Consider the following 24,629-nt stretch of genomic DNA (forward strand, 5'->3'; position numbering starts at 1 on the left):
GTCGAGCAGGTATCGAAAGGTGCTTGACAGGTGGGGCAAAGCTCCTCAATCTAAAAATCAAGCAATAGGCAGTGTTGCCTAATTTTGCGTCACATCGAAGCTCTTTTCCAACGCGCGCGTTGCATTCGCAGGCGCTTCGGTTGGTGGCGACGGCGCCCGCGGCTTTCCAGCCGACGGGCGTTTTTGTTTTTGTGGGGATCCGCATGGCGCACTACCGCATCGGCGTGATGTTCTCGGCCAACGGCCCCTATGGGGTCGTCGCCCGCACGCTGCTGAACGGTGCCCTGCTGGCCTTTGCCGAACTCGACGCCGCCGGCGGTCCGGTGACGCTGGAGCCGGTGATTGTGGACCCGCACGGCGACAATGCCGCCTACCGCCGGTTCAGTCTCGATCTCCTGGGCTCCGGCATCCGTAACGTCATCGGCTGCTACACGTCTTCAAGCCGGAAGGAAGTCATTCCCTGCTTCGAGAAGCATGACGGCCTGCTCTGGTATCCCTCCCATTACGAGGGCTTCGAGAGTTGCGACAACGTCATCTATACGGGAGCCTCGCCCAACCAGCATGTGCTGCCGCTCGCCGAATACCTTGCGGCCAATGTCGGCCTGCGCGGCTTCTGCATCGGCTCCAACTATATCTGGGCCTGGGAGAACAACCGCATCTTCCGCGAGGCGTTCGGTGCCATGGGCGGCACGGTGGTGGCGGAACGTTACTTCCCCGTGGGAGACACGGACTTCGAGCGGGTGGCCGAGACCATTGTTGAGCAGAAACCGGATTTCGTCTTCAACAACCTCATCGGCACCAGCGCCTATGCCTTCTTCCGCGCCTTCCACGCGGTCTGCGCGCGCCGGGGCATCGACCGGGCCCGCACGCTGCCCGTCGCCAGCTGCACGCTGGCCGAGCCGGAACTGGTGGAGATCGGGCGGGATGCGGCCGAGGGCAATCTGAGCTCCAGCGTCTATTTCGCCTCGCTGCAGACGCCCGCCAATCTCGCCTTCACTTCCGCCTATGCGCGCATGTTCCCGGATGCGCCCATCCCCTGTGCCGATGCGGAAGCCTCCTACATGGCGGTGAAATTGCTGGCGGGTGCCCTTGCGCGTGCGGGCACCGACGAGGCGCGCGCCGTGCGCGCGGCGGTCGCCGGCCAGCGGCTGGAGGCGCCGCAAGGGGAAGTGCGCATCGACCCCGACACGTTTCACGCCTGGCTTACGCCCCGCATCGCCCGTTCCGCCACCGATTTCCAGTTCCAGGTGCTTCTGGAGGCGCCCCATCCGGTGGCGCCCGATCCTTACCTTGTCCAGTCCTCGCCCCGGCTTTCCGTGCCGATGCGCCCCCCCAAGCTGAGAGTGGTGCAGTGATGTCTGCTCGACTGGTTCAGAACTTCAAAGGTGGCCGCGCATTCATCGTGACGGCGACCCCCGGCCTTGAGGGCGCGCTGGCGCCGACGCTCGCCCGCCTCGGGGTGGAGAGCCTCTATCCCCGCCTCGTCAACGGCCGGGCCGAGATCCCCTTCGAGACGCTCCGTCCCGAACGGGACATGCTGTTCGTGGATGGCGATCTCGAAGGCGCCGTGGGCCTTGAGCAGGAGGATGCGGAGGCGCTCCCGCCGGTGCCGGTGATCGGCCTCGTGGGCGTTGAGGCGCCAAGCCGCCTCAAGGCGCTGGTGCATGTCGGCGCCACCGCCTTCCTGCGCAAGCCCGTTCATGGCGGCGCGGTCTATGCGGCCCTCTTCATGGGCATCAACCAGTTCCAGCTGCGCAGCCAGATGTCCGCGCGCTTCGAGGCGTTGCAGGCCCGCCAGCGCGGCCGCCGCTTTGTCTTCCAGGCCACCCTTCAGGTGATGGCGCGCACCGGCCTCGACGAGGATCAGGCCTATGCCCAGCTCCGGCACGAGAGCATGCGCACCCGCCAGGCGCTGGAAGTGTATTGCGAGGACTTCGTGAAGCGGCATCCCAAGACCGCGACGGCCTCCCTCCGGTCCGAAGGCGCTCCGCCCCGGCCCGGCAAGCCAAAGGCAATGTAGGAGAACCGACCAGATGAAGAAGAGCGTTTTGCGGGGGCTGCGGGCCGCAGCCCTCTCGGGAACACTTGTGCTCGGTTCCGGGGCGGCCTTCGCGGCAGACCCGGTCAAGATCGGCGTGCTGGAGGACCAGTCGGGCGACTTCGCCGTCGCCACCATCGGCAAGGTCCATGCGATCCAGCTCGCGGCCGACGAGATCAACAAGGCAGGCGGCATCGCCGGGCGGCCTGTTGAGCTGGTGATCTACGACACCCAGTCGGACAACACCCGCTATCAGGAATTCATGCGCCGCGTGCTCCAGCGCGACAAGGTGGATGTGGTGTTCGCGGGCTTCTCTTCCGCCTCCCGCGAGGCCTATCGCCCCATCGTGGACCAGCTCAACGGCTTTGCCTTCTACAACAATCAGTATGAAGGCGGCGTCTGCGACGGCCACATGATCGTCACCGGCGCGGTGCCGGAGCAGCAGTTCTCCACCCTTATTCCCTGGATGATGGAGAAGTACGGCAAGAAGGTTTACACGCTGGCGGCGGACTACAACTTCGGCCAGATCTCGGCCGAATGGGTGCGCCAGATCGTCAAGCAGAATGGCGGCGAGATGGTGGGCGAGGACTTCATCCCCCTCGGCGTCTCCCAGTTCTCGCAGAACATCCAGAACATCCAGAAGGCGAAGCCCGATTTCGTGGTGACGCTGCTGGTGGGCACCGCGCAGGCCTCCTATTACGAGCAGGCTGCCGCCGCCAACGTGAACCTGCCCATGGCCTCCTCGGTGAACGTGGGGCAGGGCTATGAGCACAAGCGTTTCAAGCCGCCGTCGCTCAAGGACATGTATGTCACAACGAACTACATCGAGGAAATCGACAGCCCGAAGAGCAAGGAGTTCGTGGCCAAGTTCAAGGCGAAGTTCCCGAACGAGCCTTATGTGAACCAGGAGGCCGAGAATTCCTATCTCGCCGTCTATCTCTACAAGCAGATGGTGGAACGGGCGAAATCCACCAAGCGCGACGATATCCGCAAGGTGATCGCGCAGGGCGACGTGTGCATGGATGCCCCCGAGGGCAAGGTCTGCATCGACCCCAAGAGCCAGCACATGTCCCACACCATCTATCTCGCCAAGGTGGGCGCCGACCACTCCATCACGTTCCCGAAGGTGTGGGAGGACATCAAGCCCTACTGGCTGGGTGAAGCGGGCTGCGACCTGACCAAGAAGGACCCGATGGCGCAGTACACGCCCTCGAACCCGCCGCCGAAGAACTGATCGGCTCTCTCCCCGACCGATCGGTTCGCTTGCTGCCGCCCCGCCTCGCGCGGGGCGGTCCTCCGACCCGTTTCCCCTCCCGCTGCCGGTGCTGCCCGACAATGGATCTTGCAACCCTCCTTTTCTCGGCGCTCTACCAGTTCGGGGACGCCTTCGCCTTCCTGGTGCTGTCCGCCTGCGGGCTGGCCGTCATCTTCGGCATGATGGGCGTCATCAATCTCGCCCATGGCGAATTCATCATGTGCGGGGCTTATGTCTCGGTCAGCGCCGCGCGCGCCGGGCTGCCTCTGCCGCTGGCGGTGCTCGCCGGGGCGCTGGCCTCGGGCCTTGCGGGCATGGTGATCGAGCGGCTCGTCATCCGCCATCTTTATGAGCGCCCGCTCGATACCATCGTCGCCACCTGGGGCATCAGCCTCATCGCCACGCAGGGCACGCTCATTCTCCTGGGCTCGTCCCTTCAGGGCATCGGCACGCCGCTCGGCGGCTTCCAGGTGGGCGCCTATTCCTATTCGCTCTATCGCGTGGTGCTGTTCCTCTCCGCCCTCGCGGTGCTGGCGGCGCTCTATGCGCTGTTCAACTGGACCAAGTTCGGCGTCATCGCCCGCGCCACGATTCAGGTGCCGCATATGGCGGCCGCGCTGGGGGTGGACACGCGGCTCATCTACAGCCTCACCTTCGGCCTCGGCGCGGCGCTGGCGGGGCTTGCCGGCGGGCTCTATGCCCCGACCATGACGCTGGTCCCCACCATGGGCGCCACCTTCATCATGGAAGCCTTCGTCACCGTCGTGGTGGGCGGGGCGGACGTCTTCCTCGGCACCGCGCCGGCCGCCGCCATCCTCGCCATCGTGAAGGCCAGCATGACCTCCTGGCAGGGGCAGCTTTTCGGGCAGATCGGGCTCCTGGTCACGGTCATCGTCGTCATCCGCATCCTGCCGCGGGGGCTGTCCGGCTTCCTGCTGCGCGAGCGGGCGTGAGGAGGGCGCGATGGCATTCGGCATTCTCACCCGGCTCGAAGGCCCGCAGACGCTGGGGCGCGGCCCCGCCTTCTGGGGCGGCTTCCTCCTCGTGCTCGCCGCCGCCTGCGCCTATCCGCTGTTTGCGGATGGGTACACGGTGGGCAACACGGTCTATTTCTTCACCTGGGTCTTCATGGCCCTCGGTCTCAGCGTCATCTGGGGCTATTGCGGAGCGCTCAGTTTCGGTCAAACGGCCTTCTTCGGCATCGCCGGCTATGGCTATGGCATCCTCACGATCAATTTCGGCAGTGCGTATGGCTTCACGCTGATTGCGCTGGTGATTGCGGTTGCGCTCGCCTGCCTGTTCGCGGCGCTGCTCGGCTACTTCCTGTTCTACGGACGCATTGCCGGCGTGTTCCTCGGCATCGTCACCCTCTCCGTCACGCTGGTGCTGGAGCGCTTCATGGCCCAGACGGCGGGGCCGGAGTGGAGGATCGGCGCGGCCCGCCTCAACGGCTTCAACGGCATGAGCAACATGCCCCAACTCACCATCCCCTGGCCCGGCGGCGACATCGTGCTCTTTCCCGATGTGGAGCTTTATTACCTAGTGCTGGGCCTGATGGTGCTCGTCTATCTCGCTCTGCGCATCCTGCTCAATTCCAAGTTCGGCAACGTGATCGTCGCCATTCGCGAGAACCCCGAGCGGGCGGAGATGCTGGGCTATGACGTGCGGCGCTATCAACTCGTGGCCTTCGTCATCGGGGCTGCGCTCGCCGGGCTTTCGGGCGTGCTCTACACCACATGGGGTCAGTACATCACGCCCTCCAGCATGGGCATGACGGCGGCGGCCCTACCCATCGTGTGGGTGGCGGTGGGTGGCCGCTCCGACATCACCACCACGCTGGTCGGCACGCTGGCGGTACTCTCCGGTTTCCAGACGCTCACCATCTACGGTAGCCAGTATGCGCTGGTCGTGATGGGGCTCCTTCTGGTGGTCACGGTGCTGGCCGCTCCGCGCGGCCTCGTCATGGCATTGGCGGACGTTCTTGCCCGCCCGTTCCGCCGCAAGGGGGAGGGCGCGTGATGGCTTTGCTCGAAACCCGTTCCCTCAATAAGCATTTCGGCGGCCTCCACGTCACCAATTCCGTGGACCTGAGCCTTGAGGCAGGAGAGATCCACTGCCTCATCGGCCCCAACGGAGCGGGCAAGAGCACGCTGTTCCGTCTCATCCTTGGCGAGCATAGGCCGAGCAGCGGCACCATCGCCTTTGCAGGTGAGGACATCACGGGCCTGCATTCCTTCGAGCGCATCCGGCGCGGCATCTCGGTGAAATTCCAGGTGCCCGGCGTGTTCAAGGGCCTCAGCGCGCGCCAGAATCTGGAGATCGCCCTGCAACGGCGGCTCGCCGGCGCGGCGCTGGCGCGGGAGATCGCCCGCCTGCTCGATTTCCTCGGCCTCGGCGCGGCGGCGGATACGCCGGCCGGCAGCCTCAGCCACGGGCAGAAGCAGTGGCTGGAGATCGGCATGGCCATCGCGCTGGAGCCGCGCCTCCTGCTTCTGGACGAGCCAACCGCCGGCATGTCTCCAGAGGAAACCCACCTCACCGGCGAACTGGTGCGGCGGCTGAACGGGGAGGGCATGACTGTGCTCGCCGTGGAGCATGACATGGCTTTCGTGCGGCAGGTGGCGCACAAGGTCACCGTGCTCCACCTCGGCCGGGTCTTCGCCCAGGGCTCCATCGACGACATCGTGGCCGACGAGCGCGTCGCCGCCATCTATCTGGGGCAGGCCCATGCGTAAGGAAGTCATCCTCTCCACGCTGGGCCTGCGTGCGGGCTATGGCGGCAAGCCCGTGCTTCAGGGGTTGGACGTGGAGATCCGCGAAGGCGAGATCGTCGCCATCATCGGCCGCAACGGTGTCGGCAAGTCCACGCTCATGAAGAGCCTCATCGGCCTCGTGCCGGCCATGGAGGGCTCCATCCTCTACAAGGGTGCGGCCATCGAGGCGCTACCGCCGCATCGCCGCGCGCGGCTTGGCCTCGGCTATGTGCCGCAGGGCCGCGATGTCTTTCCGCGCCTCACAGTGGCGGAGAATATCGCGGTCGGGGCGGCCATTCGCGGCCGGGCGGAGCCGGAGGCGCTGGCGCCCATCCTTGAGGCCTTCCCCATCCTGAAGGAGCGCTGGGCGCAGCGGGCAGGCACCATGTCGGGCGGACAGCAGCAGCAGCTTGCCATCGCCCGCGTGCTCATTGCCCGGCCGAGCCTCATCCTGCTGGACGAGCCCTCCGAGGGCATCCAGCCCAACATCGTGCAGGACATTGCCCGCAACATGGTGGCGCTCAACGCCGCCATGGGCGTTACCGTGGTGCTGGTGGAGCAGAACATCGACATGATCCGCGCCATGGCCCAGCGCTGCTACGTGATGGACAAGGGCCGCATCGTCGCCGCCCTTGACCGCGCCGCCCTCGATGACGCGCAGGAGATGCGCCGCCATCTGGCGGTGTGACAGCCGGCCGCCCAGCGGCGTCCGGAACGGGTGCCTCCGCCGAACGACCTTCGGCGGCTTATAAATAAGCAAAAGATCAATAATTTAAACCAGGAGGCGGGTCCCACGGACACCGGCTTCCCCGGAAGAAGGATCAAGAGCATGTCGTGGCTGGAAACCTCCATCATGGCCAAGAAGGGCGTGGCGGGCGGCAAGGCGCTCTCGTCCCACGCCATCACCGAGGCGACGCAGGGCACCTACCATTATGTCTATGGCCCCTTCGCCAAGCCGGTGCTCACCGTGGAGCCGGGCGCGGTCGTCTCGGCCGAGACGCACGATGCCTTCGAGGGCAAGATCCAGCATGAGACGGACAGCCCCTCGCAGATCCTGAATTTCCCCTATCTCAACCCGCAGAACGGCCCCATCTACGTCGACGGGGCGCAGAAGGGCGATGCCCTCGCCGTCTATATAGAGAATATCGAGCCCCGTGGCCCGCAGCCGCGCGGCACCACGGTGGTGATGCCGGAATTCGGTGGCCTCGTTTCCACCGATCACACCGCCATGCTGCAGGCGCCGCTGCCGGAGGTGGTGAAGAAGCTACACATCACCAAGGAGGAGGGCACGCGCTGGAGCGACAAGATCACGCTGCCCTATGAGCCCTTCATCGGAACCATCGGCACCTCGCCGGAGATCGAGGCCATCTCCTCGCTTCAGCCGGACTATTACGGCGGCAACATGGATCTGCCGGATGTCGGCACGGGGGCTGTCGTCTACCTGCCGGTGAACACGGAAGGCGCGCTGCTCTATCTCGGCGACTGCCACGCGGCGCAGGGCGATGGGGAGCTGTGCGGCGTCGCCATCGAGCACCCCACCGTCACCACCGTGCGCATCGACCTCATCAAGGGGTGGACGCTCAAGTGGCCGCGTCTTGAGACGGCGGACTTCATCATGTCCATCGGCTCCGCCCGCCCGCTGGAGGATGCGGCGCGCATCGCCTATCGCGATCTGATCCGCTGGATGGCGGCGGACTACGGCTTCACCGAGATGGACGCCTACATGCTGCTGACGCAGGCCGGGCGCATGCGCCTCGGCAACATGGTGGATCCCAAATACACCATGGGCGCCTCCATCCGGAAAACCTTCCTCGTCTGATCCGGCGCCTGTCGCACGCCCAAAACACGGCCGACGGCGGGCGCGTCCCGCCGCTCATTCCAGTTGATCCCTGAGGCGGGCCATCATGTCCGAGACCATCACCGTCGCCACTGTCCAGTTCGAGCCGACCCTGTTCGAGAAGGAGCGCAACATCACGCGCCTTCTCGCCTTGTGCGAGCAGGCCGCGCGCGCGGGCGCAAAGCTCATCGTGACGCCCGAAATGGGTACCACCGGCTATTGCTGGTTCGACCGTGCCGAGGTGGCCGGGCAGGTGGAGAGCGTGCCCGGACCCACCACCGAGCGCTTCGCCGCCCTGACCCGCGAGCACGGCTGCTGGATCGTCATCGGAATGCCGGAGGTGGATGCGGACGACATCTATTTCAACAGCGCAGTCCTCATCGGCCCCGATGGCGTTGTGGGCACCCACCGCAAGAGCCACCCCTATATTTCCGAGCCGAAATGGTCCGCCGCCGGCGACCTCGGCCATCAGGTGTTCGAGACGCCCATCGGCCGCATCGGCCTTCTCATCTGCATGGATATCCATTTCGTGGAGACCGCCCGCCTCATGGCGGTGCAGGGCGCCGACGTCATCTGCCACATCTCCAACTGGCTGGCGGAGCGCACCCCCGCCCCCTACTGGATCAGCCGCGCCTTCGAGAACGGCTGCTACGTCATCGAGGCCAACCGGTGGGGGCTGGAGCGCACGGTGCAGTTCTCCGGCGGCAGCTGCGTCATCGAGCCGGACGGCAGCATCACGGCCGTGATCGATGGCGGTGATGGCTTCGCCCTCGCACAAATGGACCTGGGCAAGGCCCGCGCCCGGACCGTTTTGGGCGAGCCGGTCTTCACCCAGCGCCGGCCGGAACTCTATCGCGAGCTGCTCTCGGACACCTTCAGCTGGAACCCGCGCGATTTCTTCACGCTCTATGGCCACCGCCCGCTGCCGCCGGGGCGCGCGTCGCGGGTGGCCGTGGCGCAGTTCGCCCCTGGCGAGGGCATTGCGGACAATCTCTCCCGCATCTGCGCCTTCGCGGCGCAGGCGCGCACGGAGGAGGGGGCCGATCTCGTTGTCTTCCCGGAACTGGCGCTGAGCGGGCTGTCGGATCCGGCCGTCCGGTCGCTCTCAACCGACGACCCCGCTTTCATACGCCTGCTGAACCTCTCGGCCCGGCTCGGTCTCCATATGGTGGTCGGCTTCGCGGAGCGGGCGGCCGATGGTCTCTACAACAGCGCGGCACTCCTCGGGCCGGAGGGGCTTGTTGCCATCCATCGCAAGCTGCATCTGAATGCCGCCGATCGCCCGTGGGCGACGCCGGGCGCGGACTGGACGGTGGCGGATACAAGCCTTGGCCGCATCGGCCTCCTTATCGGCCACGATGCCACCTTCTGCGAGAGCGGGCGTATCCTGGCCCTGAGGGGCTGTGATGTCATCGCCTGCCCGGCCGCCATCGCCGGGCGCTTCAGCTATGGGCACGGGGGCTCCCGCGTGGCCCAGAACTGGCCCATCCCGACGGGTGCCGATCCGCACCACTGGCATCATTTCCGGGTGCGCGCGGGCGAAAACAACGTCTTCCTCGCCTTTGCCAACGTCCATGCGCCCGAGGCGGGCTTCATGGGGCTCAGCGGCGTGTTCGGGCCGGATACCTTCGCCTTCCCTCGCTCGGAGGCGCTGTTGCCGGAAGGCGAGGGGCTGGCGGTGGCAACCATGGACACGGGCAATCTCGATACGCCCTATCCGACCAATGTGGTGCGCCGCAAAGACCTGGTGGCGATGCGCCTGCCCCATCACTATCGGGACCTCGTGCGCGGCGCCAACCGGCGCCACGCATCGGCCAGCTAGGGTGCAAGGATAATGCAGCGGCGAGAGGCTTCGGTCTCTCGTCTCGCTCTGGCGTGGGCGAAGGCGCGCATTCGCTCGAACCCATCACGCGCCAAAACACATCTGGCTGTGCCGAACCAAAAAAGCAAAAACGCCCCGGAGGGCGTTTGCTCGATATTCAATTTTCGAGAAACTGGAGCGGGCGAAGGGATTCGAACCCTCGACCCCAACCTTGGCAAGGTGCCCGAGAGCCATTCGCTGCAATATCCGCGGGTTTGCTAAAGTACGATAAGATACGATAAATACACGACTATTTTTGAAGATGGGCGCGCTAAATGCCGCGCTTCATGCGCTATTTTGCGCTTCTGAGAGCTTGGAATTTGATTAGAATCCGGCTAGCCTCGTAAAATCTAAGCAGATTTTCGGTAGGGCTTTGAACTCACTATGGAAAAGCTGACGAAGCGTTTTATCGACGCGCTGGAAGTTCCGAAACCTTCGAAGGTTGGGGTCAAGGTTCGGGAGAATTTTGCCTGGGATCGAGAGCTTCGAGGGTTTGGCGTCCAGGTCATGCCCTCGGGTCTGAAGAGCTTCGTGATCCAGTATCGCTCACCCGAAGGACGGCCTCGTCGCACCGTGATTGGACGCTACGGGCTGATGACGGTCGAGGAGGCGCGCCGGATCGCCCACGAGAAGCTTGTGGTCGTCTCCAAGGGTCTCGACCCGCTGGATAGCCCGGACAGCAAGGTGAAGGGCATCACGGTTGCCGAGATATGCGACTGGTATCTGGCCGAGGCCGAGGCCGGCCGCATACTCGGCCGCAGCCGTCGCCCCATCAAGGCATCGACCCTGGCCATGGATAAGAGCCGGATCGAGGTTCACATCAAGCCATTGCTCGGCCGACGACTGATTGCCACGCTGAAGCTCGGGGATATCGAAGGGGCGCAGGCAGATATTGCCGTCGGCAGAACATCCAAACCTCGCGCGGGCAGTCGAGGCGGAGCGACCACGGGCGGGGAAGGGGTGGCCGCGCGCACCATGTCGACGCTGCATGCCATCTTTGAACACGCCGTTCGCCTTGGAAAGATCGACGCCAATCCCGCGCGTGGCGTTCGTAGGCTTGCCGGAAAGGCGCGGGAACGCCGCCTCAGCCGCAGCGAAATCGCTCGTCTTGGGAGGGCCATACGTTTCGCTGCAGAGGCTGGAGAGCATCCGACGGGGTTGGCTGCCATCCGCTTCCTGCTCCTCACGGGTTTTCGGCGAATGGAGGGCCTTGGGGTGAAGCGGCTTTGGCTCAACACGGAGGAAGGCTCGGTCCGTTTTCCAGATACAAAAAGCGGAGCCCAGACACGGGTCATAGGCCGCGCAGCTATGGACCTTTTGCTGGGGCAGCCCAACATGACATCATCGTACTTCTTCCCGGCGGATTGGGGCGAGGGCCACTTTATCGGCGTCGTTCGGGTGCTCGATCGGCTGTGTGCCAGCGCGAAGCTGGACGACGTAACGCCCCACACCTTGAGGCACACATTTGCCAGCGTCGCGGCGGACCTGGGCTTTTCGGAACTGACCATTGCCGCGCTGCTAGGTCATGCAGCTCGGGGCGTAACGCAGCGCTATATCCATATAGACGAAGCGCTCAGGCTCGCAGCCGACAGGGTTGCCGACGAGATTGATGGTATCCTGGACCAATCCGAACGCGCCGGCATTCCATCACGTTCCGAGCATTGGGCTGAGCCCATCAGGCTCGATTGAAAATCATAACTCTAAGAGCCCGTTTTGAAATTCGTGATTCGGGGATTCCTGTTGGTCCGTGCTTATGATTCAAGCTCTGGATGTGGACAGCAGAGCAGCGGGACCGGATGGCCAGGATCGCTCGGAAGACGAAACGCTATCCGTCGGACCTGACGGATGAGGAATGGGAACGGATGGCGCCGTTGATGCCGGCTCCTGGACGCCGCGGGCGGCCCCGCGAGGTGGAGTTCCGGGAAGTCATCAATGCGGTGCGCTATCTGGTGCGTTCAGGGGGGCTGGCGGATGCTGCCGATCCATTTCGGTCACTGGCGCACTGTCTACGGCTGGTTCCGCGAACTGGCGCGCCGCTTCCTGTTCCAGACCATCCACGATGTCGAACTGATGCTCGACCGCGAGCGGGCGGGGCGTGAAACGAGCCCGACGGGGCGGTGATCGACAGCCAGACGATCAAGGCGCCCCAAGCCGAAGCCAGGGGCTACGACGCCGGCAAGAAGATCGTCGGGCGCAAGCGCCACATTTCGGTCGACCCCGACGGGCGGCTCCTGATGGTCCATCTGACGACCGCAGACATCTCTGACAGCGCCGGCTCACAGATGATCCTCGATGCGATCCGCAAGCGCTGGCCGTGGGTTAAACACCTCTTCGCTGACGCAGCTTATGACCGGCTCAAGCTCATGGACAAGGCCACCTATCTCGATTTCGTCGTCGAGATCATCCGCCGCCGCGATGGCGCCCAAGATTTCGAAGTCCTGCCGCGCCGATGGGTTGTCGAGCGTACCTTCGGCTGGATGACCCGATGGCGCCGCCTCGCGCGCGACTATGAGCGCCGCATCGACGTCTCAACTGCGATGATCCTCGTCGCCATGGGCAGAAATCCTGCCCGAAGAAATGCACATCCCTGAATTTCCAAACGGGCTTTGAGGCTTGATCGCAAACGACTGGAACATCAAGTCGACGTGTCCCGGTCAACAATGGACGCTGGCACGGTATGCCGTCCCGTGCTCACCGCAATCGGGATGCCGTCCTTGTGCGCCATGATATCAGCCAAAATGAGCATACGATCATTGTTAGAAAGACATTGTGCCGCCACTGGTGTGGGGTCGCAGGGGCACGGAAGTGAAGCAGGCACCCACACGATCGAATCCGAGATTGTTGGTGCACTGTCTGGAGCTCATTCTATCACTCCTGGAAGGCCGCCTCGCGGGACTTGCGGAGGAACGGTAGCACCATCGTGCCCAGAAGCAGGGCGGCTACACATAGCAGGCCGAGGCTGATGGGACGCTGCAGGAAGATCATGGGATCGCCTCGGGAAAGCAGCATGGCACGCCGCAGGTTCTCCTCCATCATCGGTCCGAGAACGAAGCCCAGGGCGAGGGGGGCAGGCTCGCAACCGAGGCGGATCAAGGCATAACCCACGAGACCGAGCAGGGCCGCCATGCCCACGTCGAATGCACTGTTCTGGACGGTGTAGACACCAATGGCACAGAACACGACGATCGCTGGAAAGAGCAGCCGGTAAGGCACGCTGAGGAGCTTGATCCACATCCCGATGAGGGGAAGGTTGATGATCACCAGCATCAGGTTACCCACCCACATGGATGCGATCATGCCCCAGAAGAGGTGAGGGCGCTCCGTCATCACCTGCGGCCCCGGCGCGATGCCCTGGATGGTCATCGCGCCGATCATCATGGCCATGACCACGTTGGAAGGAATGCCGAGCGTCAGCATGGGAATGAACGAGGTCTGGGCGCCGGCATTGTTCGCCGCTTCAGGGCCCGCCACGCCCTCCACCGCGCCTTTCCCGAACTGTTCCGGGTGCCGGGAGATCTTCTTCTCGAGCGTGTATGCCGCGAAGGAGCTCAGCAACGCGCCGCCGCCGGGAAGGATGCCTAGAAGCGATCCCAGTCCGGTGCCGCGCAACACGGCCGGCCAGGCGCGTTTGAAGTCATTCCTTGTCGGCCAGAGGCTGTTCACCTTGCTTGTCACCACCGTGCGCTCGTCATCCGACTGCGAGAGATTCTTGATGATTTCGCTGAGGCCGAACAGGCCCATGGCCAGTGCCACGAAATCGATCCCGTCGGAGAGATCGGGTAAGCCGAAGGCGAAGCGCTGGGTGCCGGTGTTCACGTCCGTGCCAACGAGCCCGAGAAGCAGGCCGAGGCACACCATCGCGAATGCCTTCAGGATCGAACCGTGTGCGAGCACCATCGCACCGATGAGGCCCAGCAGCATGAGGGAGAAGTAGTCGGCGGGCTGGAACGCGAGGCCGACCTGGGACAGGGCAGGCGCGAACAGGGCGATGGCCACAGTGGCAACCGTGCCGGCGAAGAACGAGCCGAGGGCCGCGATCGCCAACGCCGAGCCGGCGCGCCCCTGGCGGGCCATCTGATATCCGTCGATGCAGGTGACCGCCGATGAGCTTTCGCCCGGCAGGTTCACCAGAATGGCGGTCGTGGAGCCGCCATATTGAGCGCCGTAGTAGATACCGGCGAGCATGATGAGCGCCCCTTCGGGCGGCGCATAGAAGGTCAGCGGCAGCAGCATCGCCATGGTGGCAAGCGGCCCGAGTCCCGGCAGCACGCCGATCAGCGTTCCCACGAGACAACCGGCCAGCGCGAACAGCAGGTTCGTCGGCGCGAAGGCGACGGCGAAGCCCATCGCCAGATTGGAGAACAGTTCAATCATGGTGGGCAGGGCTCACAGTGAGGGCCAGAGCGGAATGATCAGGCGTAGTCCGAACACGAACAGGGCCGCCGAGGCGACCGATATGGCCAGCGCGAGTGCGAGCATCTCCAGGACACGGGGACGCTCCATCGCTGCGCAGGCGATGAGCACTACGATGAAGGTCGTGGCGATGAGGCCCAGCCATTGCAAAGCGAAGGCGAAGAAGGCCATTGCCCCCAGCACGAAGATGATGGGCCGAAGTTTGATCGAGCCAACCAGCTCGTCCTTACCGAGCACGCCCTTGAGACAGATGGCGGCACCAATGCCCGCAATCAGCATCGCGAGGATGCTGGGCGCATAGCCAGGACCCATGCGTAGCAGCGATCCGGCTGCCAAATCCTTGCCACCATACAGAAAGAATATGGCGATCGCTATTAGTAGCAATCCACACCAGAAATCTTGGCCACGTAAGAATCGTGTGCTCATGGGCCTCCCTTCCGAGCCGCTCTTATCCTGAAGCTCCTGGGCTCTTGCGGATCGCAGACTTTCCGTAAGGTTGCCTGGGGTCAAGAATAGACGCTGCGGCGGTGCCAAAGCACACAACCGTGCTTATTTCCGATGGGGAAGGGGCGCGCGGTTTGCAGAGGAGGCGCTAAGAGATGCTTGACAGATCTCCCGATCGACGTTCACGTATGTAAATGGCGTTCAAGAAAGTGGCTTAAGCCACTCGCTGTTAGGGGAGGTCAGTCCATGCTCGTTCGTGTTTCTGCGACGGGGTCCGACCAGACGCACGTCGTCAAATCGGCCGTCAGAACTCTCGAAATCCTTGAATTCTTCGACGAATACCAAAAGCCAGCCAACGTCGTGACGGTGTCCGAAGGACTCGGCTATCCGCAATCGAGCACGGCGGCTCTTCTTCGCAGTCTCGTCACCTTGGGGTATCTCCAATATGACGCCCGCGCGCGGACTTACATACCGACCGACCGGGTGTCTCTCTTGGGAAGCTGGATCAACCCTCCGCTGTTTGAGGACGGCGCCCTCCTGCGCATGATGAGAGCGATTCAGTCTCGCACAGGTCAACTAGTGTTGATAGGGGCGCGGAATGGTGATTTCGCCCAATATGTGCACGTCCTGAAGCGTCCAGAGGCGGTCGAGCACCACATTCAGACCGGCATGAAGCGGCCGATCGCGACGTCCGGGGTGGGGCAGGTTCTGCTCTCCTCTATGACGGACACGGAGGTGAAGCGTCTCGTGCATCGCATGAATGCCTACGCAACGGAGATCGGCGATAAGGTCGACGTGGCCGAGCTGCTGACGTGCCTCACGCGCGTCCGCCGGCGCGGATATGCGTTCTCCAGGAACAGGGTCGTGGAGAATTACGGCATGATCGCCATCAAGCTCCCGTCCGAACTGACGTCGCGCCTTCTGGTGATCGGCATCGGAGGTTGCGTGAACACGCTGGAGGCGCGGGAGACGGAACTGGTGTCCATCGCCCGCGAAGAGATGGCACACTATCTCGCCAAGCAGCGCGCCGACGACGAGAACGGGTTCAAGCTCCGCGTGGTGTCGGATCAGCCCCTGGCTCAGCGGGCCTGATCACGCAGGCAGTCATGGCTAGCTTCCGCTAAACTGCGGCGTGCGCTTCTCCGAGAAGGCGCGCGCCGCTTCCGCGTGGTCGGCGGTCTGCTGCAGCGTCAGGTATCCGTTGCGCTCCAGCGCCAGCGCCGGCGCCAGCGGAAGATCGGCCCCGTTCAGTACGACATCCTTGATCCTGCGGACCGCCAGGGGAGGAAGGTCCGCGATGCGAGCCGCCAGTTCGCTCGCCCGGTCCAGGGCGCAGCCAGCGGGAACGACCTCGCTGGCGAGACCCATCGAGAGCGCCTGTTCGGCCGTGAACCTTTCGCCGGTCAGCAGATAGCGCATCGCCAGTTGCTTGCCGACGATGCGCGTGAAGCGCTGCGTGCCGCCATTCCCAGGAAGAATGCCCAGGGCGACCTCCGGGAAGCCGAATTGCGCGGAGTCTCCCGCAATGATGATATCGGCGTGCAGCGCCAGTTCGGCACCGCCCCCCAGGGCCAGCCCTTCCACTGCGGCAATGATGGGGATGGTCAGGAACGGCATCAGGCGCCAGACGCGCTGGTTCTCGAGCGTTGCCTCATAGGAGGACGAGAAGCGCCCGAATTCCTTTATGTCGCCACCCACCGAAAACACGTCACGGTCGCCGGTGATGACCACCGCGCGGGTATCGCGATCACAGTCTGCCTCCTGAAGCGCGGCGGCAATGCGCTGCCGCAGGCCGAGGCTGAGCGCATTGCGGGCGCGGGGGCGGTTGATCCGAAGGATGCGGACCAAGCCCACCGTCTCAATCAGGAGTTCTTCCTCGCTCATAGCCTCTCCTCAGCACCCCTTGAAAGCGGGGCGGCGGCGCTCGACGAAACTGATGAGGCCTTCTTTGGCGTCCTCAGTCGCGCGCAGATGGGTCCTGATGGCGTTGAATTGGCCGGCCGCGGCGTCAGCTCCGTGGTCGAGTGCGTGACGGGCATTGGCCAGCGTCGCTTGCACCGCAAGGGGCGCACCGCATTCGGCGATGCTGGTGGCCAGCTCCCTGGCGCGGGCGAGTTCCGTTCCCGCCGCCGCGATCTCCTGAATGAAGTTGAGGCGCAGGGCCGTCTGCGCATCCCATTCATCTCCGGTCAGGAGATAGCGCATGGCGTTTCCCCAGCCGGCGCGCTGGACCATGCGGATGGTGGCGCCACCGGACGCCATGATGCCGCGCCGGACTTCCAGCTGCGAGAAGCGGCAGTCATCGGCGGCGATGACGATGTCGGCGGCAAGCATCAGTTCAACGCCGACCGTAAAGCAGATGCCCTTGACCGCCATAATGAGGGGTTTCGAGCGGAACGGCTGACGCAGATTCCAGATGTCGAGCAGGTGGTGCGGATAGACCTCCTCGCCGCGGTCCCACGCCTCGGCCACCTTCGCCAGGTCTAGGCCCGCAGTGAAGTGGGGACCGGCCGCGTGCATCAGCAGCGCCCGCACCGCCGGGTCGCGATCCGCATCGGTGATGCCGCGCGCGAGTTCCCGGATCATCTTCGGCGTGAAGCCGTTCAGCTTCGCCGGTCGGTCCACCAGGATTCCGGCGACCATGCCGCTGCGCATGCTGGTGACGCGTCCATCCGGGTGGGGAGCTGCATCGGCCGCGTTTGGCACGTCAGAACCCCCGGAAGACGATCTTGCCGGCGGATCGTCTGTCGCGCAGCCGCTCAACGCCGTCAGCGAAACGGGAGAACGGCAGCACGCTGTCCACCTCGGCCGTCATGCGACCGGTCGCGAGCAGATCGAACGCCTCCAGAATGCCTTGGCGCAACGCTGGGTCGCGCTCGCGGAACAGGCGATCCAGCGACGACCCGTAGACGACGAGGTCCTTGAGGAGGAGATAGTTCGCCGGAAAGTGCGGGATCTGGCCGGACGCGAACCCGACGATGACGAAGCGACCGCCGGCGTTCAGGCTGCGCAGCAGGCCGTCGACATTCGCTCCGCCCACCATGTCGACGACCACATCGATGCCTTCGATCCCCTCCTTCTTGAGGGCATCCCGGATGTTCGTCTTGTCGGTTCCAAGGAGATCGGAGCGCAAGACGACGTTCGCGCCGAGCGTCTTGACGAGGTGCGCCTTCTCCTCGGACGACACCACCGTGACGACATTGCCGCCGAGCTGGCGCGCATATTGAACCGCGGCCGTGCCCACGCCGCCGGCTGCGCCGGTTATCAGGATCCACTGGCCCGGCTGAAGCTGCCCCCGCAGCTTGATCGCGCCGACGATGGTAGCAAGCACGATGCCGCTGGCGGCGCCCGCCACATCGTCGACCGCATCCGGAAGCGGCTGGCACAGGTGGTCTCCGGCGACGGCATATTCCGCGAACGCGCCGAAGGCGGGCTGGGCTGCGACCCGTTGGCCAATGCGCAGCGAAGACACCTCCGCGCCGACGGCGACGATCTCGCCGGCGAGATCCCGTCCAGGCACGAACGGCAGCGGCGGCTTCACCTGGTACTTGCCCTCGATCATCAGCAGGTCGAGAAAGTTAAGGGCACTGGCTCCGACCCGGATGAGAACCTCATTCGGTCCCGGCATGGGCACGGGCAATTCGGCGACCTGGGTTGCCGACGTGCCTGAATAGTCGCTCACCCGCAGGCCGCGCATGGTCTGGACCGTCACGTCGATCACTCCTCGTCATTCTTGAACTGAGGCGGCCGCTTCTCCTTGAAGCTGGCCGTGCCCTCCTTGAAATCCGCGCCGGCGTTGCTGATGACCATGTCCCTGTTCGCCATCAGCACGGCTTCGTGCAGGGTCTGGAACGGCACCTCGTAGAGCTGTTCCTTGATGACCCGCATCGAGCGCGGCGAACAGGTTTGGGCGAGTTCGCGGGCGTAGGCGTAGGTGTGCGCCTTCAGGTCCGCGGCCGGCAGAACCTTGTTGACCAATCCAAGCGCGCCGGCCTCCTCGCCGCGCACCTTGCGCGCCGACAGGAGGAGGTCGAGGGCGTTGGCGTGACCGACGACGCGGGCGAGGATCCAGGCCATTCCGTATTCGGCGGAAAGGCCGCGCTTGGCGAATGCGGTGGTGAATACGGCGGAATCGGCCGCGAAGCGCACGTCGCAGGAGAGGGCGTAGATCAGCCCGAGACCGGCAGTGGCGCCGTTCAGCATGCCGATGACGGGCTTGCGGAGCTGCGGGAAGTAGGTGTGGCGCATCTGATAGTCGGCGCGGCGATTGAGATTGAAAATGCGCGGCAGTTTCGTCAGCAGGGACTTCGGCTCAACAGAGCCGAAGCCGCCGATGTCCCCGCCCGCGCAGAAGGCCCGACCGGCTCCGGTCAGGACGATGACGCGCACGTCGGGGTCCTGGTCGGCGGCGTGCATGGCGTCGTGGAGCTCGCTGACGATTTCGTCGTTCAGCGCGTTCATCTGGTCCGGCCGGTTCAAGGTCACGGTGGCGATGCGATCTTCCACCTCGTAGATGATGTCCTTGAACTGCATTGCGCTCACCCTTCCAGCTTCATTCTTTCCTGAATAGCGGATCGCTTCCGGATGGGCATTGGCCGGCACGACGAGACCACATATGTGGCAATCTCAGTCTCGCCTTTGGGAGTCCTTGAAGCGCACTTCTGCCTCGCTCAGACCTGTCTCCCAGGGAGGTGCGAGATGCTGAGCACGCGGATCACGAAGCTTTTTGGAATTCGCCATCCTGTCATCCAAGGAGGCATGCGGTACGTCGCCAGGGCCGAGCTGGCGGCGGCCGTCGCTGAAGGCGGGGGGCTGGGGTTCATTTCCGCGCACACGCAGCCAACGCCCGCGGCACTGCTGGAAGAGGTCGCCCGCGCCCGCGCCCTAACGCGCGGCCCGATCGGGATCAATCTCACGATCCTGCAGCACTTGAAGGGCGCGAAGCCGGAAGACTATGTCTCGGCCATCATCGAGAGCGGCGTGCGTTTCGTCGAGACCGCGGGCGCCAATCCGGCTCCCTATATCGAGCGCTTCAAGACGGCGGGTTTGACGGTGCTGCACAAATGCACCTCGGTCCGCTTCGCATTGAAGGCGCAGGCGCTGGGCGCCGATGCCGTCAGCATCACCACATTCGAGGCCGGTGGGCATCCCGGCGAGGATCAGGTGCCGGCCCTGGTGCTCATTCCCCGCGTCGCGGCGGAACTGCGCATCCCCTTCATCGCCTCCGGCGGGTTCGCCACCGGCGCCCAATTGGCTGCCGCGCTCGCCCTGGGCGCTGACGGCATCAGCATGGGCAGCCGCTTCCTTCTCACGAAGGAGTCGCCCATGCATCCGAGAGTTCAGCGACTGATGCTGCGGGCCAGTGAACGCGATACCAGGATCATTCTTCGCACCATTGGCGATTCCACGCGCGTGGTCGCCAACGTCCAGGTGGAGAAGATCCTGGCGATGGAAGCCGCCGGCACCTATTCGGCGGACGCGTTGCTGGAGGAGGGCGGCGGCCCCCGTTGGATCGCGGCGGCGGAAGCGGGGGACGAGACGGCCGGAGCCTTCGCCGCCGGTCTGTCGATCGCGCTGATCGACGATCTGCCCTCGGCCAGCGATGTGATCGGGCGGATCGTCAGTGATGCTCGTGATGTGATCCGGGGCCGATTGAGCGCGCTGGTCGGGTAAGTGCTGCGAGCGGTGGCCGTCATGCTGAGCCGCCGCATGACAAGAACCGAGCCAGGAGCGTGTTGGCGCTCCTGGCTCTTCATGCCGCTGGTGTTTGCGCAGGCGGCCGGGAGACCTCAGAGCTGAAGGGCTTTGGCCTCCACGAACTCTTCGACGCCGAACTCTCCCAGCTCCCGACCGTAGCCCGATTGCTTGAAGCCGCCGAAGGGCGCCAGCGGGTTGAATCGTCCGCCGTTGATCTCGATCTGCCCCGTGCGGATGCGTTTCGCCGCGGCAATTGCGTGCTCCCGCGAAGCCCCCCAGACGGAACCCGCGAGGCCGTAACGCGAGTTGTTCGCGATAGCGATAGCGTCATCGTCGTTCGATGCGGACAAGACGGCCAGCACCGGGCCGAACACTTCGTCCTGCGCCAGGCGAGAGTTCGGGTCGACAGCAGTGAAGACCGTCGGCTTGACGTAATAGCCAGCATCCAGGTTCGGCGGCGCATCGGAGCCGCCGCATGCGAGCGTCGCGCCATCGGCCGATGCTTGATTGATCATGGTGCGGATGCCGTCTCGCTGCTTCTCCGAGATCACCGGACCCATGCGGGTCGCAGGATCGAGCGGATCGCCAAGCACGAAGGCGCTGGCGGCATTCACGGCGATCTCGGCCGCCTCTTCCACCCGTGAGGCGGGCACGATGAGGCGGGTCAAGGCCGAGCAGGTCTGCCCCGAGTTCATGAAGCACGCCCCCACGGTCGCCTTCACGGCCTTCTCGAAGTCACAGCCCTCCAGGAGAACGGCCGCCGACTTGCCGCCCAGTTCCAGCGAGACGCGCTTGATCTGTGCCGCGGCATCGCGGGCGAGGGCGGCTCCGGTGTGGGTCGATCCGGTGAAGGAAAGCATGTCCACGTCTGGATGCGTGGCAAGATGTTGCCCGATCACGGCCCCCTTGCCCGTCACGACGTTGAACACCCCTGGCGGCAGGCCGGCGGCCTCCACGATCTCCGCCAGCAGCAAGGCGTTGATCGGGGCCAAGTCGGCGGGCTTCACCACCACGGTGCAGCCGGCCAGCAGGGCGGGGGCGACCTTGGCGGCGATCTGATGGAGCGGATAGTTCCAGGGCGTCACAGCGGCGACCACCCCGACCGCCTCAAGCAGGATGCGCGAGTTGCCGATCTCCCGTTCGAACGGGAAGGTGGAAGCCAAATCCGCGGTGCTGCGGAAGGTGATGAGCGGCAGGCCGACCTGAATCATGCGGGTCAGCTTGAGGGGCATGCCAATTTCGCGCGTCATGGCATCCGCCAGGGCGCCCTGGCGTTCGTCCACCAGTTGGGCGATGCGGGCGAGGAAGCTGCCACGCTGCTGGGGCGTTAGCTCCATCCAGCCGGGGAGGGCAGCCTTCGCGGCGCTTACGGCACGATCGACGTCGGCGATGGTGCCGGAGGTGATGGTAGCGATGGTCTGGCGGGTCGCTGGGTTCTCCACATGGGATGTGGCTCCCGCTCCGGTCCACGAACCGTTCACGAAATGCCCGCGATCGGACCATATCTGCTGGGTCATGAGGGTCTTGCCTTCTTGAGCGCGGGTCAGGCGGGGACGAGTTCGGCGAACATGCGCGCGTAGTCGGCCGGCTCTGGACGGACCGGATTGGTCAAGGTGCAGACGTCCGCCGATGCGTAGCTCACCATGTCCTCGATCGCCGCCGGAGTGACGCCCATGTCCGCGAGATTTGCCGGCATGCCCAATCGCGCATTCAGTTGCTCGATGGCGCCGGGCACGTCGGCGGGGTTGGCGATATGCATCACCCGCGCGAGCGCGCCCATCCGTTGCTGGCAATGGGGGGCGTTGTAGCGCAGCACGGTGGGTAGGATGACCGCGTTGAGGGTTCCGTGGTGAAGCTTCAGCCCCTCGATGCGCGCGGCGGCATGGCTCATGGAGTGGACAGCTCCGAGGCCCTTCGAAAAGGCGAGGGCGCCCTCCAGGGCGGCCATCATCATCTCGGAGCGGGCATCGATATCTGCGACGTCCTGAACGGCGCGCTCCAGGGCGCCGTTGGCGATGGCGCGCCCCAGCCCGTCCAGCCCGATCGCGTCGGCGATGGGATTGAACATGGGCGACAGATAGGCCTCGATGCAGTGCGTGACCGCGTCCATGCCCGTGGCGGCCGTCAGGCCCTTCGGCAAGCCCAGGGTGAGGGTGGGATCGCAAATGGCGGCCGCGGGGATGAGGCTCGGACTGGCGATTGTCGACTTGCGACCATCGTCGGTCAGGATGACGGTGCCGACGCTGACTTCCGTTCCCGTTCCGGCCGTGGTCGGAATGGCGATCAGCGGACCGACCTCCTTGATGAGGGCAAAGCCTTTCCGCGCGGACTCATATTGAGCCAACGGTCCGGGATGATTGACCAGAAGGTTCACGGCCTTGCCGAGATCGATTGGCGATCCGCCCCCGATGGCGACAATGCCGTCGCAGCCCTCGCTGCGATAGAGGGCCAGGGCATCGCGCACCGCCGCCTCGGTGGGATTGGCCGGCGTCTCCTCGAACACGATCCAGGCCATGTCCGCCGGCCAATGGGTGCGCACAGCGGCTGCGATGCCGGCCGCAACAATGCCCATGTCAGTACACACCAGCGGGCGCCGGACGCCGAGCCGCTTCAACTCGCTTCCGAGGCGCTTCACCGCGCCCTGCTCGAACCAAACACGATTGACGAACTGGATCAGGGGCATGTGGGGATGCTCATTGTGCCGGGTGGGACGGGCGGTTCGGTGTGCGGAACGGCGGTGGGCTTCAGCCGATGGCGCCGAGGGTCGTCCAGGTCTGGACGTCCCGGGCGATCTGCCATCCTTCCAGCGCCTCGGTGAGCGGCGTATCGGCGGCGGCCTTCGGCGCGAACGGCGCGCCCGCCGGTGTTCGGCTGAAGCGCGGCGCCGGTGCGGGCTGCGTGACGCCATCGATGTCCAAGAAGACCTCACGCGCCTTCATGTGCGGGTGCGAGGGGGCTTCCGCCATCGTCAGCACGGGCGCGAAGCACACGTCCGTGCCTTCCAGGATTGCGCACCACTCGTCCCGGGTCTTTTCGAGCATGCGACCGGCAAACAGGCGGCGCATTTCAGGCCAGCGGGCGCGATCGTTCTGCGCGGGGAAGTTGGCTTTGTCGAAGCCCAGCTTGTCGAGCAGCAGATCGAAGAACTTGTCCTCGATGGGCGCCACGCTGACATATTGCCCGTCCGCACAGATGTAGGAGTCGTAATAGGGAGCGCCGGAGTCGGAGAAATTCGTGCCGCGTTCCAGGGACATCAGACCCGCCGCGTACATGCCGAAGAAGTTCGTCATGAGGTGGGCGGCGCAATCAGAGATGCCGGCATCCACTACCTGCCCCTTGCCGGACTGGCGAGCCTCGATGATGGCGGCCAGCATTCCGAAAGCGAGATAGAGGGCGCCACCGCCAAGGTCACCGGCCAGCGTCAGGGGGGGCGTGGGTGGCGTGTCCTTGCGGCCGATGGCGGCCAGCGCTCCGGTCAACGCGATGTAGTTGAGATCATGTCCGGCCGCCTGGGACAGGGGGCCGCTTTGGCCCCAGCCGGTCATGCGGCCATAGACGAGCCGCCCGTTGCGGCCAAGGCAGGCCTCCGGGCCAAGGCCCAGGCGCTCGGTGACCCCCGGCCGGAAGCCTTCGATCAGCGCATCGGCCTCTTCCACCATCGACAGCACGAAATCCACACCGGCCTTGGCCTTGAGGTCGACGGCGATCTGTTTGCGACCGCGCAGGAGGAGATTGTATTTGAGCGGGCGTGCGATACCCAGCTTCGCCGGTGCCTTGCGCTCGATGCGCAAGACGGTGGCCCCAAGGTCGGCCAGCAGCATGGCGCACATGGGACCTGGCCCGATGCCCGCCAGCTCCACGACCTTGATCCCCTTCAGCGGTCCCATTCCTGTCTCCGTTTCATGTATCGCCACTGCCCTCGGACACGCCGGGGGCTCAATCCGCCGCAGGGCGGAAGCAGGGGACCGGCGCACCGTCCCCGGCGGTGGGGGTGAGCACCACCTCGACCTGCTGACCGACGGCCAGGGCGTCGAAGTCGCACCCGACGAGGTTGGTGAGCATCACCGGCCCCTCGGCCAGCCGCACATAGGCAACCGCGTAGGGCGGGTCGGCCCGCCGCATGACGCTGTAGCTGTAGATCTCGCCCCGGCCCGAGGCTTCCACCCACTCGGTTTCCCCGAGCGAGAAGGGACAGAGGGCTCGGGGATACCAATGGTACCTGCCGGTCGCGATGCAGCGCCGGATGAGGAACCGCCCCTCGCGGGCCGCCTCATAGAACGGCTTGCTCTCCAGATCGATGACGGGGCTGGGAATGACGCGCTCGGTCATGT

22 protein-coding genes and 1 pseudogene are annotated in these 24,629 nt (G+C 64.9%); 13 read left to right on the plus strand and 10 right to left on the minus strand.

Annotated features, from left to right (window positions below):
• The first annotated feature begins 203 nt into the window (after window positions 1–203).
• The 11 genes and pseudogenes from DFO45_RS01575 (at window position 204) to DFO45_RS01625 (ending at window position 12,335) form a co-directional block, all read left to right on the plus strand.
• On the plus strand, window positions 204–1,355 hold the full coding sequence (locus tag DFO45_RS01575) for a transporter substrate-binding domain-containing protein (protein WP_245517919.1): 1,152 nt from the start codon (window positions 204–206) through the stop codon (window positions 1,353–1,355).
• Window positions 1,355–2,020 (plus strand): ANTAR domain-containing protein, encoded by a 666-nt coding sequence (locus DFO45_RS01580; protein ID WP_133863486.1) that lies wholly within the window; start codon window positions 1,355–1,357, stop codon window positions 2,018–2,020. Before DFO45_RS01575 ends, DFO45_RS01580 begins: the two co-directional genes overlap by 1 nt.
• A 13-nt stretch (window positions 2,021–2,033) precedes the next feature.
• Complete coding sequence (locus tag DFO45_RS01585) at window positions 2,034–3,272, plus strand: urea ABC transporter substrate-binding protein (RefSeq protein ID WP_133863487.1); 1,239 nt, start codon at window positions 2,034–2,036, stop codon at window positions 3,270–3,272.
• Between the two features lie 101 nt (window positions 3,273–3,373).
• Entirely contained in the window at window positions 3,374–4,246 is an 873-nt protein-coding gene (locus tag DFO45_RS01590) for a branched-chain amino acid ABC transporter permease (protein WP_012172408.1), read from the plus strand.
• 10 nt (window positions 4,247–4,256) lie between these two features.
• Complete coding sequence (locus DFO45_RS01595) at window positions 4,257–5,312, plus strand: ABC transporter permease (RefSeq protein ID WP_133863488.1); 1,056 nt, start codon at window positions 4,257–4,259, stop codon at window positions 5,310–5,312.
• Window positions 5,312–6,028, plus strand: coding sequence for an ABC transporter ATP-binding protein (locus DFO45_RS01600; RefSeq protein WP_133863489.1), 717 nt, complete (start codon window positions 5,312–5,314; stop codon window positions 6,026–6,028). The genes DFO45_RS01595 and DFO45_RS01600 overlap by 1 nt, the downstream gene beginning before the upstream one ends.
• The gene (locus DFO45_RS01605) at window positions 6,021–6,734 is read left to right on the plus strand and encodes an ABC transporter ATP-binding protein (RefSeq protein ID WP_133863490.1); all 714 of its coding nucleotides are present in this window, start codon (window positions 6,021–6,023) and stop codon (window positions 6,732–6,734) included. The genes DFO45_RS01600 and DFO45_RS01605 overlap by 8 nt, the downstream gene beginning before the upstream one ends.
• Before the next feature lie 141 nt (window positions 6,735–6,875).
• Window positions 6,876–7,865, plus strand: a complete 990-nt coding sequence (locus DFO45_RS01610; protein WP_133863491.1) for an acetamidase/formamidase family protein — start codon at window positions 6,876–6,878, stop codon at window positions 7,863–7,865.
• An 85-nt stretch (window positions 7,866–7,950) separates the two neighbouring features.
• On the plus strand, window positions 7,951–9,705 hold the full coding sequence (locus DFO45_RS01615) for a nitrilase-related carbon-nitrogen hydrolase (RefSeq protein WP_133863492.1): 1,755 nt from the start codon (window positions 7,951–7,953) through the stop codon (window positions 9,703–9,705).
• Between the two features lie 423 nt (window positions 9,706–10,128).
• Window positions 10,129–11,433, plus strand: a complete 1,305-nt coding sequence (locus DFO45_RS01620) for a site-specific integrase (protein WP_133863493.1) — start codon at window positions 10,129–10,131, stop codon at window positions 11,431–11,433.
• An 80-nt stretch (window positions 11,434–11,513) separates the two neighbouring features.
• A pseudogene (locus tag DFO45_RS01625) lies at window positions 11,514–12,335 on the plus strand (IS5 family transposase).
• A gap of 277 nt (window positions 12,336–12,612) precedes the next feature.
• Here DFO45_RS01625 and DFO45_RS01630 read toward each other — a convergent pair.
• Both DFO45_RS01630 and DFO45_RS01635 read right to left on the minus strand, forming a co-directional pair.
• Window positions 12,613–14,115, minus strand: a complete 1,503-nt coding sequence (locus tag DFO45_RS01630) for a tripartite tricarboxylate transporter permease (protein WP_133863834.1) — start codon at window positions 14,113–14,115, stop codon at window positions 12,613–12,615.
• A 15-nt stretch (window positions 14,116–14,130) separates the two neighbouring features.
• Window positions 14,131–14,583 (minus strand): tripartite tricarboxylate transporter TctB family protein, encoded by a 453-nt coding sequence (locus DFO45_RS01635; RefSeq protein WP_133863494.1) that lies wholly within the window; start codon window positions 14,581–14,583, stop codon window positions 14,131–14,133.
• A gap of 264 nt (window positions 14,584–14,847) precedes the next feature.
• Between DFO45_RS01635 and DFO45_RS01640 the strand changes: the two genes are divergently transcribed.
• Entirely contained in the window at window positions 14,848–15,693 is an 846-nt protein-coding gene (locus tag DFO45_RS01640) for a helix-turn-helix domain-containing protein (protein WP_166657025.1), read from the plus strand.
• Window positions 15,694–15,711: 18 nt separating this feature from the next.
• Here DFO45_RS01640 and DFO45_RS01645 read toward each other — a convergent pair whose 3' ends face one another.
• Genes DFO45_RS01645 through DFO45_RS01660 form a run of 4 tightly spaced genes read right to left on the minus strand, consistent with a single transcriptional unit; the run spans window position 15,712 to window position 19,134 of the window.
• The gene (locus tag DFO45_RS01645) at window positions 15,712–16,485 is read right to left on the minus strand and encodes an enoyl-CoA hydratase-related protein (RefSeq protein ID WP_133863496.1); all 774 of its coding nucleotides are present in this window, start codon (window positions 16,483–16,485) and stop codon (window positions 15,712–15,714) included.
• A 9-nt stretch (window positions 16,486–16,494) separates the two neighbouring features.
• Window positions 16,495–17,307, minus strand: a complete 813-nt coding sequence (locus DFO45_RS01650) for a crotonase/enoyl-CoA hydratase family protein (protein ID WP_280960269.1) — start codon at window positions 17,305–17,307, stop codon at window positions 16,495–16,497.
• Window position 17,308: 1 nt separating this feature from the next.
• The gene (locus DFO45_RS01655) at window positions 17,309–18,322 is read right to left on the minus strand and encodes an NADPH:quinone oxidoreductase family protein (protein ID WP_133863498.1); all 1,014 of its coding nucleotides are present in this window, start codon (window positions 18,320–18,322) and stop codon (window positions 17,309–17,311) included.
• Complete coding sequence (locus DFO45_RS01660) at window positions 18,319–19,134, minus strand: enoyl-CoA hydratase (protein WP_133863499.1); 816 nt, start codon at window positions 19,132–19,134, stop codon at window positions 18,319–18,321. The genes DFO45_RS01655 and DFO45_RS01660 overlap by 4 nt, the downstream gene beginning before the upstream one ends.
• A 165-nt stretch (window positions 19,135–19,299) precedes the next feature.
• Between DFO45_RS01660 and DFO45_RS01665 the strand changes: the two genes are divergently transcribed.
• Window positions 19,300–20,274: a nitronate monooxygenase family protein gene (locus DFO45_RS01665; protein WP_245517920.1), complete on the plus strand. Its 975-nt coding sequence runs from the start codon at window positions 19,300–19,302 to the stop codon at window positions 20,272–20,274.
• A 116-nt stretch (window positions 20,275–20,390) separates the two neighbouring features.
• Here DFO45_RS01665 and DFO45_RS01670 read toward each other — a convergent pair whose 3' ends face one another.
• The 4 genes from DFO45_RS01670 to DFO45_RS01685 form a co-directional block, all read right to left on the minus strand.
• The gene (locus tag DFO45_RS01670) at window positions 20,391–21,815 is read right to left on the minus strand and encodes an aldehyde dehydrogenase family protein (RefSeq protein WP_133863500.1); all 1,425 of its coding nucleotides are present in this window, start codon (window positions 21,813–21,815) and stop codon (window positions 20,391–20,393) included.
• 26 nt (window positions 21,816–21,841) lie between these two features.
• Window positions 21,842–22,981, minus strand: coding sequence for an iron-containing alcohol dehydrogenase (locus DFO45_RS01675; protein ID WP_133863501.1), 1,140 nt, complete (start codon window positions 22,979–22,981; stop codon window positions 21,842–21,844).
• 61 nt (window positions 22,982–23,042) lie between these two features.
• Window positions 23,043–24,185 (minus strand): CaiB/BaiF CoA-transferase family protein, encoded by a 1,143-nt coding sequence (locus tag DFO45_RS01680; RefSeq protein ID WP_133863502.1) that lies wholly within the window; start codon window positions 24,183–24,185, stop codon window positions 23,043–23,045.
• A 49-nt stretch (window positions 24,186–24,234) separates the two neighbouring features.
• Window positions 24,235–24,627, minus strand: coding sequence for an OB-fold domain-containing protein (locus tag DFO45_RS01685; RefSeq protein ID WP_133863503.1), 393 nt, complete (start codon window positions 24,625–24,627; stop codon window positions 24,235–24,237).
• Window positions 24,628–24,629: the final 2 nt, after the last annotated feature.

It is taken from the genome of Azorhizobium sp. AG788 (genome assembly GCF_004364705.1).
Classification (GTDB): Bacteria; Pseudomonadota; Alphaproteobacteria; order Rhizobiales; family Xanthobacteraceae; genus Azorhizobium; species Azorhizobium caulinodans.

Excerpts from the sequence above, each read along its gene's own strand:
- DFO45_RS01575 (WP_245517919.1), top strand. The coding sequence starts at position 204 with ATGGCGCACTACCGCATCGGCGTGATGTTCTCGGCCAACGGCCCCTAT.
- DFO45_RS01580 (WP_133863486.1), top strand. The coding sequence starts at position 1,355 with ATGTCTGCTCGACTGGTTCAGAACTTCAAAGGTGGCCGCGCATTCATC.
- DFO45_RS01585 (WP_133863487.1), top strand. The coding sequence starts at position 2,034 with ATGAAGAAGAGCGTTTTGCGGGGGCTGCGGGCCGCAGCCCTCTCGGGA.
- DFO45_RS01590 (WP_012172408.1), top strand. The coding sequence starts at position 3,374 with ATGGATCTTGCAACCCTCCTTTTCTCGGCGCTCTACCAGTTCGGGGAC.
- DFO45_RS01595 (WP_133863488.1), top strand. The coding sequence starts at position 4,257 with ATGGCATTCGGCATTCTCACCCGGCTCGAAGGCCCGCAGACGCTGGGG.
- DFO45_RS01600 (WP_133863489.1), top strand. The coding sequence starts at position 5,312 with ATGGCTTTGCTCGAAACCCGTTCCCTCAATAAGCATTTCGGCGGCCTC.
- DFO45_RS01605 (WP_133863490.1), top strand. The coding sequence starts at position 6,021 with ATGCGTAAGGAAGTCATCCTCTCCACGCTGGGCCTGCGTGCGGGCTAT.
- DFO45_RS01610 (WP_133863491.1), top strand. The coding sequence starts at position 6,876 with ATGTCGTGGCTGGAAACCTCCATCATGGCCAAGAAGGGCGTGGCGGGC.
- DFO45_RS01615 (WP_133863492.1), top strand. The coding sequence starts at position 7,951 with ATGTCCGAGACCATCACCGTCGCCACTGTCCAGTTCGAGCCGACCCTG.
- DFO45_RS01620 (WP_133863493.1), top strand. The coding sequence starts at position 10,129 with ATGGAAAAGCTGACGAAGCGTTTTATCGACGCGCTGGAAGTTCCGAAA.
- DFO45_RS01635 (WP_133863494.1), bottom strand. The coding sequence starts at position 14,583 with ATGAGCACACGATTCTTACGTGGCCAAGATTTCTGGTGTGGATTGCTA.
- DFO45_RS01640 (WP_166657025.1), top strand. The coding sequence starts at position 14,848 with ATGCTCGTTCGTGTTTCTGCGACGGGGTCCGACCAGACGCACGTCGTC.
- DFO45_RS01645 (WP_133863496.1), bottom strand. The coding sequence starts at position 16,485 with ATGAGCGAGGAAGAACTCCTGATTGAGACGGTGGGCTTGGTCCGCATC.
- DFO45_RS01660 (WP_133863499.1), bottom strand. The coding sequence starts at position 19,134 with ATGCAGTTCAAGGACATCATCTACGAGGTGGAAGATCGCATCGCCACC.
- DFO45_RS01665 (WP_245517920.1), top strand. The coding sequence starts at position 19,300 with ATGCTGAGCACGCGGATCACGAAGCTTTTTGGAATTCGCCATCCTGTC.
- DFO45_RS01670 (WP_133863500.1), bottom strand. The coding sequence starts at position 21,815 with ATGACCCAGCAGATATGGTCCGATCGCGGGCATTTCGTGAACGGTTCG.
- DFO45_RS01675 (WP_133863501.1), bottom strand. The coding sequence starts at position 22,981 with ATGCCCCTGATCCAGTTCGTCAATCGTGTTTGGTTCGAGCAGGGCGCG.
- DFO45_RS01680 (WP_133863502.1), bottom strand. The coding sequence starts at position 24,185 with ATGGGACCGCTGAAGGGGATCAAGGTCGTGGAGCTGGCGGGCATCGGG.
- DFO45_RS01685 (WP_133863503.1), bottom strand. The coding sequence starts at position 24,627 with ATGACCGAGCGCGTCATTCCCAGCCCCGTCATCGATCTGGAGAGCAAG.